Source organism: Mesonia sp. HuA40 (genome assembly GCF_008017835.1).
Classification (GTDB): domain Bacteria; phylum Bacteroidota; class Bacteroidia; order Flavobacteriales; family Flavobacteriaceae; genus Mesonia.
In genome coordinates this window covers 1-16,188 of the sequence record NZ_VRLT01000005.1, presented here as the reverse complement: position 1 = coordinate 16,188, position 16,188 = coordinate 1, and the positions used below count along the sequence as shown (strand labels likewise).

Annotated in this window: 14 protein-coding genes; 6 read left to right on the top strand and 8 right to left on the bottom strand. The window is 34.7% G+C overall.

The features are described 5' to 3' along the window. The first annotated feature begins 1 nt into the window (after window position 1). The 3 genes from FT993_RS00230 to FT993_RS00220 all read left to right on the top strand — a co-directional run bounded on the left by FT993_RS00230 (window position 2) and on the right by FT993_RS00220 (window position 1,715). Entirely contained in the window at window positions 2-415 is a 414-nt protein-coding gene (locus tag FT993_RS00230) for a 6-carboxytetrahydropterin synthase (RefSeq protein WP_147860537.1), read from the top strand. Next, a complete protein-coding gene (locus FT993_RS00225) occupies window positions 396-1,382 on the top strand; it encodes a type I phosphomannose isomerase catalytic subunit (RefSeq protein WP_147860536.1) in 987 nt (328 codons plus the stop codon). Before FT993_RS00230 ends, FT993_RS00225 begins: the two co-directional genes overlap by 20 nt. A 66-nt stretch (window positions 1,383-1,448) precedes the next feature. After that, a complete protein-coding gene (locus FT993_RS00220) occupies window positions 1,449-1,715 on the top strand; it encodes a hypothetical protein (RefSeq protein ID WP_147860535.1) in 267 nt (88 codons plus the stop codon). A gap of 5 nt (window positions 1,716-1,720) precedes the next feature. Here FT993_RS00220 and gldG read toward each other — a convergent pair whose 3' ends face one another. Genes gldG through FT993_RS00200 form a run of 4 tightly spaced genes read right to left on the bottom strand, consistent with a single transcriptional unit; the run spans window position 1,721 to window position 5,250 of the window. Next, the gene (gldG, locus tag FT993_RS00215; RefSeq protein ID WP_147860534.1) at window positions 1,721-3,391 is read right to left on the bottom strand and encodes a gliding motility-associated ABC transporter substrate-binding protein GldG; all 1,671 of its coding nucleotides are present in this window, start codon (window positions 3,389-3,391) and stop codon (window positions 1,721-1,723) included. 1 nt (window position 3,392) lies between these two features. Further along, entirely contained in the window at window positions 3,393-4,124 is a 732-nt protein-coding gene (gldF, locus tag FT993_RS00210) for a gliding motility-associated ABC transporter permease subunit GldF (RefSeq protein WP_147860533.1), read from the bottom strand. Then, complete coding sequence (locus tag FT993_RS00205) at window positions 4,124-4,420, bottom strand: putative quinol monooxygenase (protein ID WP_147860532.1); 297 nt, start codon at window positions 4,418-4,420, stop codon at window positions 4,124-4,126. Before FT993_RS00205 ends, gldF begins: the two co-directional genes overlap by 1 nt. After that, window positions 4,420-5,250: an S-adenosyl-l-methionine hydroxide adenosyltransferase family protein gene (locus FT993_RS00200; protein ID WP_147860531.1), complete on the bottom strand. Its 831-nt coding sequence runs from the start codon at window positions 5,248-5,250 to the stop codon at window positions 4,420-4,422. Before FT993_RS00200 ends, FT993_RS00205 begins: the two co-directional genes overlap by 1 nt. A 93-nt stretch (window positions 5,251-5,343) precedes the next feature. Between FT993_RS00200 and FT993_RS00195 the strand changes: the two genes are divergently transcribed. Continuing rightward, entirely contained in the window at window positions 5,344-6,297 is a 954-nt protein-coding gene (locus FT993_RS00195) for a PhoH family protein (protein WP_147860530.1), read from the top strand. A gap of 3 nt (window positions 6,298-6,300) precedes the next feature. After that, the gene (locus tag FT993_RS00190; protein WP_147860529.1) at window positions 6,301-7,260 is read left to right on the top strand and encodes a phosphoribosylaminoimidazolesuccinocarboxamide synthase; all 960 of its coding nucleotides are present in this window, start codon (window positions 6,301-6,303) and stop codon (window positions 7,258-7,260) included. A 57-nt stretch (window positions 7,261-7,317) separates the two neighbouring features. Here FT993_RS00190 and FT993_RS00185 read toward each other — a convergent pair whose 3' ends face one another. Together FT993_RS00185 and FT993_RS00180 are read right to left on the bottom strand one after the other, a co-directional pair. Continuing rightward, complete coding sequence (locus tag FT993_RS00185) at window positions 7,318-8,409, bottom strand: DNA topoisomerase IB (protein WP_147860528.1); 1,092 nt, start codon at window positions 8,407-8,409, stop codon at window positions 7,318-7,320. 134 nt (window positions 8,410-8,543) lie between these two features. After that, complete coding sequence (locus tag FT993_RS00180; RefSeq protein ID WP_147860527.1) at window positions 8,544-9,632, bottom strand: M42 family metallopeptidase; 1,089 nt, start codon at window positions 9,630-9,632, stop codon at window positions 8,544-8,546. Window positions 9,633-9,736: 104 nt separating this feature from the next. Here FT993_RS00180 and FT993_RS00175 point away from each other — a divergent pair, with 104 nt between their 5' ends. Further along, window positions 9,737-10,408, top strand: a complete 672-nt coding sequence (locus tag FT993_RS00175) for a DUF4294 domain-containing protein (RefSeq protein ID WP_255504369.1) — start codon at window positions 9,737-9,739, stop codon at window positions 10,406-10,408. Window positions 10,409-10,527: 119 nt separating this feature from the next. Here the strand turns inward: FT993_RS00175 and FT993_RS00170 are convergent, their stop codons facing one another. Further along, a complete protein-coding gene (locus tag FT993_RS00170) occupies window positions 10,528-11,949 on the bottom strand; it encodes a SusD/RagB family nutrient-binding outer membrane lipoprotein (protein ID WP_147860525.1) in 1,422 nt (473 codons plus the stop codon). A 9-nt stretch (window positions 11,950-11,958) separates the two neighbouring features. Continuing rightward, a complete protein-coding gene (locus FT993_RS00165) occupies window positions 11,959-15,249 on the bottom strand; it encodes a SusC/RagA family TonB-linked outer membrane protein (protein WP_147860524.1) in 3,291 nt (1,096 codons plus the stop codon). Window positions 15,250-16,188: the final 939 nt, after the last annotated feature.

Here is a 16,188-nt window from a genome sequence, read left to right as displayed (position 1 = left end):
TATGGTTAGCGTTTGTAGGAAAGCACATTTTAATGCGGCTCATAGGCTTTTTAATAAAGAATGGAGCGATGAAAAAAATAAAGCCGTATTTGGTAAGTGTAGCAATCCGCTATATCACGGTCATAATTATGAGCTGGAAGTTCAAGTAACTGGACCGGTAGATCCAATCACTGGTTTTGTTATTGATTTAGGGCTATTAAAGCAATTAATTAAAGAAAAGGTTGAAGACGTTTTAGATCATAAAAACCTCAATTTGGAAGTTCCAGAATTTAAGGACCTAAATCCTACAGCAGAAAACATTGCCATTGTTATTTATAATTATCTGCGACCATATTTAGATGAAGATTTAAAGCTCGCTATTACCTTATACGAAACACCCAGGAATTTTGTAAAATATGAAGGAAAAGAAAGCTAAACTAACCCCGCTTTTATTCAACCCTATCTTAAAGCAAAAGTTATGGGGAGGGAATCGACTTATAGAGGAGTTTAATAAGCAAGCTGATTTTGATAAAATAGGAGAAAGCTGGGAAATAAGTGATGTAGAAGGTGATTCTTCTGTGGTTGCTCAAGGACCATTTGAAGGTCAAACTTTAAACGCTCTTTTACAAAATTATAAAGGAGAATTAGTAGGGCCTAAAATCTTTGAGAAATTTGGAAATACTTTTCCGCTTTTAATTAAGTTTATAGACGCTAGCGAGAATTTATCGGTGCAACTACATCCCGACGATTATTTAGCGCAAAAACGCCATAACAGTTTTGGTAAAACTGAAATGTGGTATGTAGTAAAAACTGATGATGATGCCCATTTAATTACAGGTTTTAAACAATCTTGTACCAAAGAGAACTATTTAAAAGCATTAAATCAAGGTAAATTAGCTTCAATTTTAAAAAAAGAGCCGGTTAATCCCGGGGATGTTTTTTTTATAAGCCCTGGATTAATTCACGCTATAGGTAAGGGAACTTTATTAGCCGAAATACAACAAACCAGCGATGTGACTTATCGCGTTTACGATTGGGATCGTGTTGACATTGATGGGAATAAGCGTGAATTACATACAGATTTGGCAATAGATGCTATTGATTTTTCTTTCCCTATTCATTATAAAATATCTTATAAAGACAAAATTAATCAACCAATTAGATTGGTTGAAAATATATTTTTTACTACTCAAAAACTTAATTTGTTGGATACAACAGACTTTTCTGTTGAAATAAGAAATTCGTTTGTTATTTTAATTGTTATTGAAGGACAAATAATAATTAAAAATAAACAAAATACGCTAAGGGTTCAGGCTGGGCAGAGCGTCCTTGTTCCATATCAATTAAAGAAAGAAGTTTCCATTTCTACCAAACAAGCCACTGTTCTTCACGTAAGTATTTAAAATTAACTAGAATTCTTTTTTTACACGTTTAAATAGTCTAATTTTGACATTTAAATTTATAATGCTATGGCAAGTAAAAGAAACTTGAAGAAAGATTTAAATTATGTGATGAGTGATATTATTGAAACCGCTATCATATATCAAATAGCTCATCCAGAGGAAGACGCAAAAGAAACAGATGCTATTATTGCAGATGCCGTTAGCGATTTCAATGCTATGATCACAAAAATTAACCAAAGAGATGTAGAGCATAAGGGTAAACACCTTAAAGAAGTTAGCAAAGAAATTGAAACTAAAGCACACGGCTTAATTTCAAGAATCAACGCTTTGTAAATATTTTAGCGAGCATACTTTCTCTTTCTAAGATTATAGTAAAGAGCTGCAGCTATTATTAATATTAGTAGCGGTAAGCCTAAATTTAAAAGTTGCCAAGTTAAACGTTCTTGTGCAACTTTTTCTGTATTTAAGAAAGCCAATTTTACATCTTTACTACGAAGTGCCAAAAGACCTTTGTCATCTAACATATAGTTTACCGCATTTATCAAAAGCGACTTGTTTCCATAAGTGGTTCCTGTAAATCGGTCAAAACCCAATTCAATAGGGCCATTTTTACCAAATTCATTTTTAACAATATCCCCATCGGCTATAACCACCATTTGAGTTGAATCACTTCTTTCTCTATAGTCTTTATAATCTACCGGTTTAATTCTTTTGTCATAAACCGATTTAAATTTTCCTTCTATTAAAACACCTATATTCTTGGTGCCTTGATTGAAACCTTTAACTTCAGTTTGACTTATGAGTTCCTGTAAATTAAGTAAACTTGGTACTTGTTCTAATTTAGTTTTCGGTGAGCTGTGTAATAAAATGGTTTTTTTTAATCCCTTTCTTTCAAGTGTGTCTATGGGGCTAGAAAACTCGAGTTTTACCGCCTCAATATTTTTGATTATAGGATGGTTATTTGTGCTTATTGCTAAGGGCGAATAATACCAAGGTATTGGTTTAAACTGAGTGTTGTTGCCTTCACCCTGCGCCAAAATCAATGGTGCCGATACAAGGTCTTGTACCAAGCTTGGATTAATTCGTATACCGTAGCTAAAAAAATAATCTTGTAAATTCAAGTTTTTTGGCATCGCAAGAGCAGTGTTTTCTTGATTGCTAAATAAACTATCCTTTTCTATTATAACGCCTTCTGTCAGCCAAAGCATTTTACCGCCTTGCATTAGGTACTGGTCTAAAACAAATTTTTCTTTTTCTGTGAAAGCCATACTAGGTTTAGCTTCAATTACCAAGTCAAACCCTTCAAGTTGTTTTAATGTCTTAACAGGATTTAAGGCAGTAGAATCTAAAGTAAAAGGAGCTATATAGTAAAACTCTTTTAGCGAATTTACAAAATCGGCTATATAAGGATCTGCCAATTCTCCATTTCCGCGCATTACCGCAATTTTTTTGGTCTTTTCGTATATCAACTGGTTTAGCGCACTGGTAAAATTATATTCAAGATTTGCAATAGAAAGGTTTACTATCTCTTCATTGTTGCTAGTAATATTCTTTTTTAAAAGCGGAATTTTTACTTGTTTGCCATTTAATTCGGCAACAGCCCAAGGAAACATAAGCCGCTCTGTTAACTTGCCATTTTCTCTTATATTGAGCGATTCTGGCGTCATTCCTGATTGGTAAAATCTCTGAGCTACTTGTTGAGCATCTTCCTCTTGATTAAGGGGATTGATAAATTGAAATTTGACATTTTTATTCAAGGCGGCAAACTCTTCTAGCAAATACTGGGTTTCCAATTGAAGCCTTTTAAATTCACCAGGAAAATCTCCTTTCAAAAATACGCTTATAGCAACAGGTTCTGTAACATCAGCAATTATGTTTTTGGTGTTGTTTGATAAGGTGTACTGCTGTGTAAAGGTGAAATCAAATCGGTAAAAGAAAAAGTTTCCCAAAATGTTGATTAAAACAATACCCAATATAAAGAGGAGCAATGGTTTTAGTTGTTTAAGCATACTAAGCAATTTCTTTACGGATTTGATTTTTGGTTAAAAAAATAAATAAAGCTATAATACTAAAAAAATAAATTAGATCGCGAGTGTCTATTACGCCACGACTTATACTTTTATAGTGATAATTAATGCCAAGATAAGAAAAGTCATACTGTTGGTTTCCTAGGAGATTAATGCTTTCTAAATTATCTAGGCCAAAAAAGAAAATAAATAACAACAGTACAGAAGCCATAAATGCGATAATTTGATTTTTTGAAATACTTGAGCAGAATAAACTTATGGCAGCATAGGTGGCACTCAATAAAATTAAACCAATATAACTAGTGAAAAGTGCACCAAAATCAGCATTTCCTGGTGTTTTACCTAATTGATAAATGCTAAATACGTAAAGCGTGGTAGGTAAAATAGCCATTAAACTTATGGTTAAAACGCCTAAATATTTACCCCATACTAATTGATTGTGAGAAATTGGCTTAGTTAGTAATAGCTCTAGTGTACCCTGCTTTTTTTCTTCAGAAAAGCTACGCATACTTACCGCAGGAATTAGAAATATAAAAATCCAAGGAGCAATAGTAAAAAACGGAGTGAGGTTGGCAAAACCGAAATCAAGTATATTGTATCCTGTGTTAAAGACCCACAAAAATAAACCGTTTAGTGTTAAAAATAGACCAATCACCAAATAGCCAGTGAGGTTAGCAAAAAAAGATTGCAGTTCTTTTAAGTAAATAGCTCTCATTAATCTAAAGTATAAAGTTTATTTAGTGACCAAGCCTCTGGTTTGGCATTGAAACCTGCTTTAGTTGCTGGCCAAATTAATTTAAATATTTCTGAATGGCGATAGCGGTCTAAAGCCTCTTGATCATCCCAATAGCTATAGGTGAAAAAAATGTTGTCTTGTTTTTTGTCTTGATAAAGCTCTAAGAATTGGCAACCTTCAAATCCTCTAATTTTCATTTTATAATCTTCAAAAAGAGATAGAAAGCCCTGTATGGCTTCTGGTTTAAATGACAATTTAACTATTCTTACAATCATTAATCAAAATTTATAGTTATGGTATCTAATAATTTTAGCCCTAGTAGAGTCGAGGCACTACCTACTGTATTTGGGTTACTTTTGTAAATTGCAATTTCTAAAAAATTGGCCGTATTAAAAATAGCCATTTTTTTACCTTCTTCTTCTCGAATTTCTTTAGTCTCATTAAAATTTATAGCGTGGCTATATGTATCGTATATTTTTGTAAAACGTGTGGTTCGCGCACTTATTACAAAATCACGCCCTTTTCCTATTTGCTGAATGGTGTTACGCGTTACATTGGTTACCACATTGCCATAGTTGTCTATATATATAACGTGACCTTGTATTTGATTTTGAGCATCATTTATTTGAGGCTTTATCGCTTTTAGTTGTTTAATTGCTGTAATCTGTTTTCCAATAACCTCTAGCGTACCACCTCGTGCAATATGAGAAGCTACTTTTACAAATATATCTAAAACCGGAAAAGTGGTTTCGACTGCATCGTGGATATTGATTTCTACAATTTTTTGTGGATTAATTTCTGATGCGATTAACGAAAGGATACCATTGTCTGCACAAATAAAATAATGATCATCTAAAGCAATGGCTAAATGTTTGTTTTCTGGTGTGATTTCTGAATCTACCCCAATAATATGAATGCTGCCTTTTGGAAAAGTGTGATAAGCATTTTTGATAATATAAGCCGCCTCTAAAGTATGAAAAGGAGATACCTCATGGCTTATATCAACAATATTAACATCACCAAGCTCACTAAAAATAGAACCCTTTATAGCCCCAATAGAGGGGTCTTTAATTCCAAAGTCTGTCGTAAGCGTAATAATGGGCATAAAAGTTAATCTTTAAATGCTAAACTTTATTTAGTTTTTGCTTAAATTTGTGATGCGAATTTAATTATAAAAGACCAATAAATACACGCCCATTTGAACGAAGTTGAAATAGAATTACAAGAGATAAGCCCAAAAGAATTTTTCGGGTCTCAAAATAGTAACATACAATTGTTAAAACGCTATTTTCCGAAACTTAAAATTGTTGCTCGAGGAAATAAAATTAAAGCATTTGGAGATGAAGAACGATTAATAGAATTTGATAAGCGTCTTCATATGCTGTTAGAGCATTTTGCTAAGTATAATAAACTTGATGAAAACGGGATTGAGCGTATTCTCACAAGTGATAAAAAAGAAGATTACGAGACAAGTCTTTCCAGTTCAGATATTTTAGTTCACGGCGTAGGGGGCAGGTTAATTAAGGCCCAAACGGCAAACCAGCGTAAACTGGTTGAGCTCTGCCAAAAGAATGATCTGGTATTCGCAGTTGGTCCTGCCGGTACAGGTAAAACATACACCGGCGTTGCACTAGCTGTAAAAGCACTAAAAGAAAGACAAGTTAAAAGAATAATTTTAACCCGACCCGCAGTTGAAGCGGGAGAAAATTTAGGATTCTTGCCAGGTGATTTGAAAGAGAAATTAGATCCTTATATGCAGCCACTTTATGATGGCTTACGCGATATGATTCCGCATGAAAAGCTTGAATCTTTTATTGAGAAAGGAACTATCCAAATAGCCCCCATGGCGTTTATGCGTGGTAGAACTCTTGACGATGCTTTTGTAATTCTTGATGAAGCACAAAACACAACCCACGCCCAAATGAAGATGTTTTTAACACGAATGGGCAAAAACGCTAAATTCATGATTACAGGCGATCCAGGTCAAATAGATCTTCCGCCGCGCGTTACCTCTGGCTTAAAAGAAGCCCTTTTGGTACTTAAAGATATTAAAGGAATTGGTATGGTATTTCTTGACGATAAAGATGTAATAAGACATAAATTGGTAAAAGAAGTAATCGCAGCCTATAAAAAAATAGAAACTCCAGAATAAAAAATGACAAATACCTTAATTCAAACTCAGTTCAAATTCCCTGGTCAAAAAAACCATTATAAAGGGAAAGTACGCGAGGTATATTTTTTAGAAAATGATTTATTAGTCATGATTGCAACCGATAGGTTGAGTGCTTTTGATGTCATATTACCTAAAGGCATTCCTTATAAAGGTCAAATACTAAACCAGATTGCAACAAAAATGATGCAAGACACTGCAGATATTGTACCCAATTGGCTAAAAGCAACGCCAGATCCTAACGTAGCTATAGGGAAAAGTTGTGAGCCTTTTAAGGTAGAAATGGTTATTCGTGGCTATTTGGCCGGCCACGCCGCTAGAGAGTACAAGGCAGGAAATAGAATTTTATGTGGTGTTGCTCTTCCAGAGGGGCTAAGAGAGAATGACAAATTACCTGAACCCATAATCACGCCAGCCACCAAAGCAGAGCAAGGGGATCATGACGTAGATATCTCGCGAGAAAATATCATTCAAAAGGGTATAGTAAGCGAAGAAGATTATTTACAATTAGAAAAATATACTTATGCGCTTTTTCAACGAGGGTCTGAGATTGCCGCTTCACGCGGATTGATTTTAGTAGATACTAAATATGAATTCGGAAAAACAAAATCGGGAGAAATTGTATTAATCGATGAAATACATACACCCGATTCTTCACGCTACTTTTACGCTGACGGTTATGAGGAGAGGCAAAAGAACAATCAAAAACAAAAACAATTATCTAAGGAGTTTGTTCGAGAATGGTTAATTGAAAACAATTTTCAAGGTAAGCCAGGTCAAAATTTACCCGAAATGAGTGATTCATTTTGTGAACTTGTCTCAACACGCTATATAGAGCTATATGAAAAAATTACTGGCGAAAAATTTAGGAAAGAGCCTGTTGAAAATTTAACACAAAGAATTGAAAAAAATATTTTACAATATTTGAGTAGTAAAAAAAATTAAAACCCTAAATATAATTAAAAAACCATCTCTTATTTGAGATGGTTTTTTAATAGGCATTTAATTTTTTGCGCACGAACTTTCTTTTTTAGGAATATTTAACTCATAGCTCTCAACTAATTTTAAAATTTGACACTCTGTAGGTGATAAGTATTTATTTTCTGAAACGTTATCAATTTCATTTAAAGCGCCCTTTCTATATTGTTGAGGTAGTATTGGGTGTACGTAGTACTTTTTACAAACTTCTCTTGTGTTCCCCAAATTCTTTGCGGTTTCATCGTATGCCTTAAGAATATTCTTTTCAATTACTTTTTGATCCTCGGTTTTAGGGAGGTCTACTAAATATTCATAAAAAATACAACTAGCTCCCCACGTCCTAAAGTCTTTTGCCGAGTAAAATTCTCCGCAACTAGATTGTATGTAATTATTAATCAAACCGCTATCAATGGTTTCTTTGTCACCATTTTTATCGTAATAGCTAAACAACTCCCAACCGGGTATTTCTTCACATTTATTAATCAATCGCATAAGTTCGGGGTCATCTACAACTATATGATGTTTTTTCCCCTTTTTCCCGATGAAATCGATAGACATTTCATCCTCCTTTCTAGAAATATGTTTACTGCGCAAAGTAGATAAACCGTAAGTTTTATTTTTTTTGGCGTAATATTGGTTCCCCACCCGTATATGGGTTTCTTCTAGCAGCTTAATGACAATGGCTAATACCTTTTCTTTTGGCATCCCTGGCCTACTCAAATCTTTTTCTAAACGCTTACGTATGATAGGTAGTTTTTTGCCGAAAGCAAGCATTTTAAAAAATTTGGTCTGATTTTTAAATTTAGACCATATAGGATGATACTTATACACTTTTCTTTGTTTAGTATCTCTTCCTACGGCTTGTAAATGACCGTTTTCTAAAGGCGATATTTTAACCTCTTGCCAACCAGGCGGAATACGTAGCTTTTTAAAGCGTTCAATTTGCTTTCTAGCTTTTATTTTTCTTTTTTGGTTATCTGTGTAATAAAACCCTCTACCATGCTTATGCCTTTCAATGGTTAGTTCTTTATCCTTTATATAAATTAAATTAGCTAAGGCGGCGAATTCTTTTGGAGAACTATCCAATTGCTGTAGGCGATTTATATCTAGCTGCATTCTAACTTTTCTTTTCTAAATTTAAAAAAGATAATCTAAGGAGCTACTTAATAAATAGTGAATTTTTATTTAAAAAAAAACAAGGGCTGTTGAAAATTCAAAGGCCCTTGTTTTAAAACGATAACTATAAAGATTTAATCAAAGTAGTTAAAAGTTTCTCCGTTTTTAATTTTTAATAAACTTTCGTAAATCAGTTTGATCACGTTTTCTACATCATCCCTGTGAACCATTTCAACAGTGGTATGCATATAGCGAAGGGGTAAAGAAATCAAAGCAGAAGCCACACCGCCATTACTATAAGCAAAGGCATCCGTATCGGTACCAGTAGCTCTGCTAACTGCCGCACGTTGAAAAGGAATGTTTTTCTCTGTTGCAGTGTCAATAATCATTTCTCTTAGTTTATTTTGAACAGCGGGAGCATAACTTATTACTGGGCCATCGCCTATTTTTGTTTCGCCCTCTTTCTTTTTGTCAATCATTGGGGTTGTGGTGTCGTGGGTAACATCTGTAACAATCGCGACATTTGGTTTTATTCGCTGGGTAATCATTTCAGCACCTCTCAAACCAATCTCTTCTTGTACAGAATTGGTTATATAAAGACCAAATGGTAACTCAACTTTGTTTTCTTTTAAAAGCCTTGCTACTTCAGCAATCATAAAACCGCCCATCCTATTATCTAGTGCACGACACACAAATTTATTTTCGTTTAAGATAAAAAATTCATCAGGATAGGTGATAACGCAACCTACATGCACACCAAGTTTTTCTACTTCTTCTTTGGTTGTGCAACCTACATCAATGGTAATGTTTTCTAATTTAGGGTGTTCTTCATTGCTTTTATCTCTTGTGTGAATGGCTGGCCAGCCAAATACGCCTTTAACGATTCCATTTTTAGTATGAATATTAACTCGTTTAGATGCAGCAATCATGTGGTCACTTCCTCCATTTCTAATTACGTGAATCAGTCCGTCTTCGTTTATATAATTTACATACCAAGAAATTTCATCAGCATGTCCTTCGATAACAACTTTAAAAGGTGCATCTGGGTTTATAACTCCTACTGCAGTTCCGTAAGTATCTGTGATGAAACTATCCACGTAAGGTTTTAGGTAGTTCATCCAAAGCTTTTGACCCTCCCATTCATATCCTGTGGGAGCAGCATTATTTAAATAGCTTTCAAGAAAATTTAATGATGACTTGTTTAATAGTGAATCTTCAAGCATAGAAATTTATTTTTTTTGATTCACGAATGTACACAATAAATTTTTCATTTGGCGATTTGTACCTTACTTTTGGTACGGTTTTCGATAATTTTAAAATAAAAATCGTGCACAAGTTTTTAATTTTTACATTCTCTTTTATCATTCCTGTTCTAGGTTTTTCTCAGAAGGTAAACACACAACCCTCGAATGAGAATAATGGAGTTAAATTAAAATATTTGGTAGAAAATGATAGTACGATAGTGGATCCTGTTGAATTAGATGAGGTTGTGTTGCTTAGCCCAATGAAATTCAAGAGTAGATTAGAGCGCAGGGAATATTTAATTTTAAAACGAAAAACTAGAAAGGTATGGCCTTATGCTACACTAGCTGCCGAACGTTTACAGACATTAAATAAACGGCTCGAAAATCTTGAACGAAAGGCAGATAAACGGCGTTACACTAAAATAATTCAACGGTATATCGAAGAGGAGTTTACTCAAGAACTTAAAAATCTTACTAAAACTGAAGGACAGATCTTAGTTAAATTAATGTATAGGCAAACAGGTAAAACTACCTTTGACATTGTAAAAAATCTAAAAAGTGGTTGGCGTGCCTTTTGGTACAATACTACCGCTAGCATGTTTAATATTTCACTAAAGGAGGAGTATGACCCTTCTAAGGTAAAAGAGGATTATTATATCGAGCATATTTTACAACGTTCTTTCCAAAGGGGTATTCTAAAGAAACAACCGGCTGCTTTAGAAATTAATGTATTGAACATCAAAAAGAATTTCTAATTGAATAAAGATCAATCTAATTAGGAATAATAGTTTATAAAAATTAAAAAACCCGAGCATTCGCTCGGGTTTCCTAACAATATATAGTCTAGTGGAACGGACCGGCTATTGTTATCAAATTAATCTTCATCCCAAAATAAGGGTGTTTGTTGGTCATCACCTCCAATAGCTGCAGAACCAGCTTCATAATTGGCAGCGTTTAAGTTCTGCTCATTGATAGGATAAGTATATCGTAAAGGTACTGGGTTACCCGATTGAGCTGCTGTGTTTAAGGCTGGATTGTTTAATTTTCTCCAAACATACCAACCTTGCATTGGGTTATCAAACATTGCAATCCAGAATTGTTTACCTACCAACTCTTTCCAATTGGCGGCATTATAGCTTATGCCTGGCTGGGCCAGATAGGTGGTTGCTAAAGATGAATCTCCTGTCCAGTAAGTTATGCTAGCCGTAATTCCGTTTTCATAATGCGAAGCGGCATTACTTACTCCACCTACACCTTCAGCGGCAGCTTGAGCCAAAAGGAATTCTACTTCGGCATAGTCCATTAGAATGCCTGGGTGAGATGGATCCGTCATTTTATCACTGAGATGAGTATGCGAGCCGTATGGACTTTCTGCACCGTATATTCCGCCAATATATCCGCTAAGGTTGTCGTCAAAATAAGCCATTCGGCGCGGATCATTTAAAGTATTCATATAGTCAACTATCGTATTGGCGGCCACATAATCATTACGACCGCTTTGTATCACATCTTCCCAAATTGGGTTGGTGTTTGGTGGTGAATCTAAATAATAAAACAAAGCATTGTCATCGTTAGATGTCATTACTCCATTAGTGGTTGCTGCTTGTATAGCATCATTAGCTAAAGTAGCGTTAACATTAATTAATCGGGCTCCCAATCGTAATAAGAGGGAGTTGCTAAACTTTTGCCATTTAGCCATATCTCCACCATAAATTAAATCTTGGCTTGAGAATCCTTGGCCTGCAAAATCACTATTTATGGCAATTAACTGCATTATTAAGTCTTCATAAATTTCAGCCGCATCATCGTATTTTGGCAGATAATTGTCTTTAGCTAATGCCTCGGTATAGGGGATATCGCCAAAGGTATCAACCAGAAACTGCCAGGTATACACTTCAATAACGGTAATTTGTGCAGCTCGTGCATCAACTTCTTCTTGCGTTAATAAGTCTTCGTTCTCAAGCACGATTTCTTTCGCATCTTTTAGATCACGTAATACATTTCTATATAAAACGGACCAATGGTTTTGAGGTATATTTCTTTCTCTCAATTCATAATTCGGTTCATCTAAATAAGTCGTAGCGGTTAGGTACTGACTTATGAACCTGAATATATTAGTATTTACATTTAAGTTTGCATTTTGATCAGACAAACTTTTTGTTGCATTGCTAAATAGAAATCCTGCCGGAACGCTTTCCGGATTTTTAGGATCTTCATTCAATCGCTCGTATTTATCATCACTACATGCAGTAATTAACAGCAATAGTGAGAATAGGGGTATGATATATTTTTTCATTGTCATAATTTAAAAGGTTAATTTAAGACTTGCACCAAACTCACGTACGGCAGGATAAGCACCAGATTGGTAACCTTGTACATTTCCTGAGCTTAACCCAGCTTCTGGATCAGAAAACGGTATATTCTTATCGATTATCCATAAATTTCTACCTATCAAAGAAATTGAAGCGGTATTAATAAATGTTTTTTCTAAGAGATTGTCATTAAATCTATATGTTAAGTTTACTTCACGTAGTTTAACAAAAGAAGCATCGTAAACGTGATCTTTATTAGCCGCACGAGCATATCCGTATGGATTTGCATACGTGTTAAAACTAGCGCGGGTGGTGTTGGGTTGACCATCTTCGGTTACTCCAGGTAGAATTAAACCACCGCTATCTGCATCATTGGTTACTGGATCTCTTAACGGATTTCCAAGGTCATTTAAGCCAGTTGTGTTTTTATACAAACCTGTAGCATAACCGTACCAAGTATCAAGAGAGAAGATATCACCACCTTTTTGTATATCAATTAAAAACCCTAAACTTAAGTTCTTGTATTTAAAAGTGTTTTGAATACCACCAGTCCAATCTGGTTGAATATTACCAATGATATTGTTGTTGCTATCGGTAGTTAAATAATACCCGTTAGAACCTACAACACGCTGGCCATTTTCATTGTAAACATAATCGGTACCTCGTATGGCTCCGTATGGCTGCCCTGGGCTGGCATCTATTGTTATTCCTCCTTGTAAACTTGCCAAAGGTAAATTATCCAATCCTTCCTCTAAAGATATCACTTCACTTCTGTTACGCGCCCAATTTACTGTCATATTCCAACTGAAATCTTCCATTTTTATTGGGTTAAGACGCATTTGCACTTCAAACCCTTTATTTTCTAAAGAACCTGCATTTCTAATCGTTTCAGAGAAACCAGTCGCATTTGAAATCGAAACAGGGGTAATTAGATCTTCAGTAGTATTGTTATAATATGTTACATCAAATCCAAGTCGGTTTTTGAGGAAATTAGCTTCTAGACCAAACTCATAAGCCTTTAATCGTTCTGGTTTCAAATCAGGATTACGCAGTAGGTTAACATTACTAGCTACAGCGGCTCCCCCAAACGGATCAAGCAAAGCTAAAGTCTGGATTATTCTCTGCGGATCGGTATCATTAGAAACCTCTGCATAGTTTGCTCTAAATTTGGCAAAAGACAACCAATCTTCTTCAATTATATTTGAAAGTAAAATGCTGGTTGAGATAGAAGGATAGTAATAAGAATTATTATCAGCCGGAAGCGAAGAAGAACGATCCCTTCTAAGTGTACCTTCAATAAAATAAGTATTTAAATACCCTAAACTTGCACGAGCATATAATCCATCTACCATTTTTGTGGCTTCGTATTCGGTTGGTGCTAATAAGTTAGATACCGTATTACTTAAACTATATAAACCAGGAACGCGAAGACCGCCATTGGTAGATTGCGAAATACTATTCCAATCTTGACGTCTTAAATTCCAACCTGCAATACCCTCTAGATTTAAATCATCGCTTAAATCTTTATTAAAAGATAGTATGATGTCATAATTGTATTCAGATTGTGAATTTAAATATTTAGAGTAACCAGATACTCCAGAACTTCCTACATTTCTTCGTTCTTCACGGATTTCATTGTAGGTGTCAAAAGTAAATCTTCCTAATACACTAAAAACATCATTAAGCTCATAGTTTAAATTGAAATTACCAAAGTATCTGTGACGATTATCGGTTTGGTAATTTTCATAACGGGTCCAGTATGGGTTGTCCGAATAAATAGGTCTTAAATCAGTTCTACTTCTTGGATTCCAAGTAATATTTTGACGCGTTAATAAATAAGCTTCTTTTTGTTCTTTTAAGTCAACGTTTGTCTGCCACCATTGCCTAAACTGCTGCATCGGGTTTTCAGCATCATAACCCGTACCATATCTTCCTTTACCATCTGTTTTTACATAATTAAAGGTAGCACCTGCCTTAAATTTTTCAGTAAGATCCTGCTGGCCGCTAAACTTAATTGTATTCCTTTTTATTTTACTATTTGGTAAAACACCCTCTTGATCAAAGTTAGTAACGCTTAAGCGAAACGTTCCTGTGTCGCTTCCGCCATCTAATGCAAAAGAATTGATGGTAGTCATTCCCGTTTCCCAAATTGAATTTGGGTCATTTTTACCTGGCAACCATGGTGTTGCTTGCCCAAAAGTAGGTAAAGACGGATAGATAGAGTTCCATTGATTTACCATTATATTAGGATTAAATGCTGCTCCATACGAGGCATCTTCAGTAAACGGCGTGTACAAAGTGTTATAAACACCATTACCATTTGAATCTACGTTGGTAAAATAAGGATCCCAAGGTTGAGAACCGGGCTGGTCTTCCCAGTAAATAGCATCGCCGTTTACATCGGTCCCGATCCTATCAGAATAATAGGGACCGTAACCAGCACCATACTCATTTTGATACTCCGGTAAAGTCTCATCATTTACTTCAGAAACCATTACCGTTGATGAAACACTTACCCCTATACCTTTACGCTTTTGTCCCTTCTTAGTTTCAATAATAATAGCACCATTGGCGGCTCTTGATCCGTAAAGCGCAGTTGCTGCAGCTCCTTTTAGAACGTTAATAGAGGCAATATCCTCGGGGTTAATATCTGTTGCAGCATTACCGTAGTCGTATCCTCCTCGACCTCCTTGCTGATCGGTAGTATTATTATTACTATTATCTATAATGATACCATCGATTACGTATAGGGCTTGATTATTTCCTGTTAAAGAAGCATTTCCTCGAATAACAGTATTAGACGATCCCCCCATAGTACCTGAAGGATTGACTTGTAAACCGGCAACTTTACCTTGAAGCGAGTTCACAAAGTTTGATTGGGGTACATCAGAAACCTCGTTACCACTAACTTCTTGGGTAGCATAACCTAATGATTTCTTTTCACGCTCAATACCTAAAGCGGTCACTACTACTTCATCTAACTCTGAAGCGTCAGCTTTCAAAATTACATCTATAGTAGATTTGTTCCCTACCATTTCTTTAGTGGTCACCATTCCCACATAGCTAAATACTAAGGTTGATTCTGAAGAAGCACTAATACTATAATTTCCATCGAAATCAGTCTGTGTTCCTTGTGTAGTGCCTTCAATTAATACGTTTACACCAGGTAGAGGCATACCTGTTTCATCGGTTACCGTTCCAGTAACTGTTTTTTCTTGAGCCATAATTAATGTACTCATGAAAAAAAACAGAAGTGATGAAATCACTTTCATTTTAGTTTTCATATTTCTTGTTTTATTTGAATTAGCCAATTCTAATGTACAAAAATTGATAGAACAAAATGTTAAAACTTCTTTTTTTAACAGATTAAATGTTAATTATGTTAAAAATAGATTTAATTCATTAACGTGTCGTTTAATTTTGTAAGAAGAAGTCAAAACTGTCTTTTAAAATGTATTAGGGTTGTAAATGTATCTTTTTAAAAGACCAATTCTTTCCCCATCGCTTTCGCTGAATTATTCTCGTTACCTATTAATAATTGAGTCAGCTTAAATAGGAGGAAGGGGGGGTATTATTTAAACTTGAATTTTTGCTATAAGAATAAGCCTATAGAATCCGAGTATAATTAAGTAAACTTCCATTTTAGTAAGCCTGGATAAAATTTTCAAAAAACTTTGGGTGGTTAAACCACTTGTTAGCAAGCCATTAGTATTTCATTAAAAAATAAAATAAAAAAAAGCCTATAAAAAGTTTGCGCAATAGAATAAAGGTTCTACATTTGCACCCGCAAACGACGCAAGTCTTTGTAAGTTCATTAAAAAGCGAAATAGTTTAGTTTAGGGGTTGTGAGATAAAGAAAGACTTTTTATCTTTGCCTTCTTAAATAAGCTAAGCGGTTAGCAAAAATAAATTTTTAAAAAAACTTTAAATTTATTTTGGCAGAAACAAAAAAGTTTCTATCTTTGCAGCCGCTAACACAACAAGTGTTAAATGATCTTAAAAACAAGATGATTGGTAAATAAATAAAGGTTCGATTCCTTTACATCTAACAAACGAAGTTGAGGTTTTTATTAAAGCTGAGGCGGAGTAAAAAGTTCATTGATTTATTGAATTGACAGTGTATATTTTTACTTGGAAACGAGTAAAAAATGCGAAATTAAAACAAAGGCTAAATAGAATAGTTTTGAGTCGAGATACTTAGTTAGCTAGGTATTGAGAAAAAT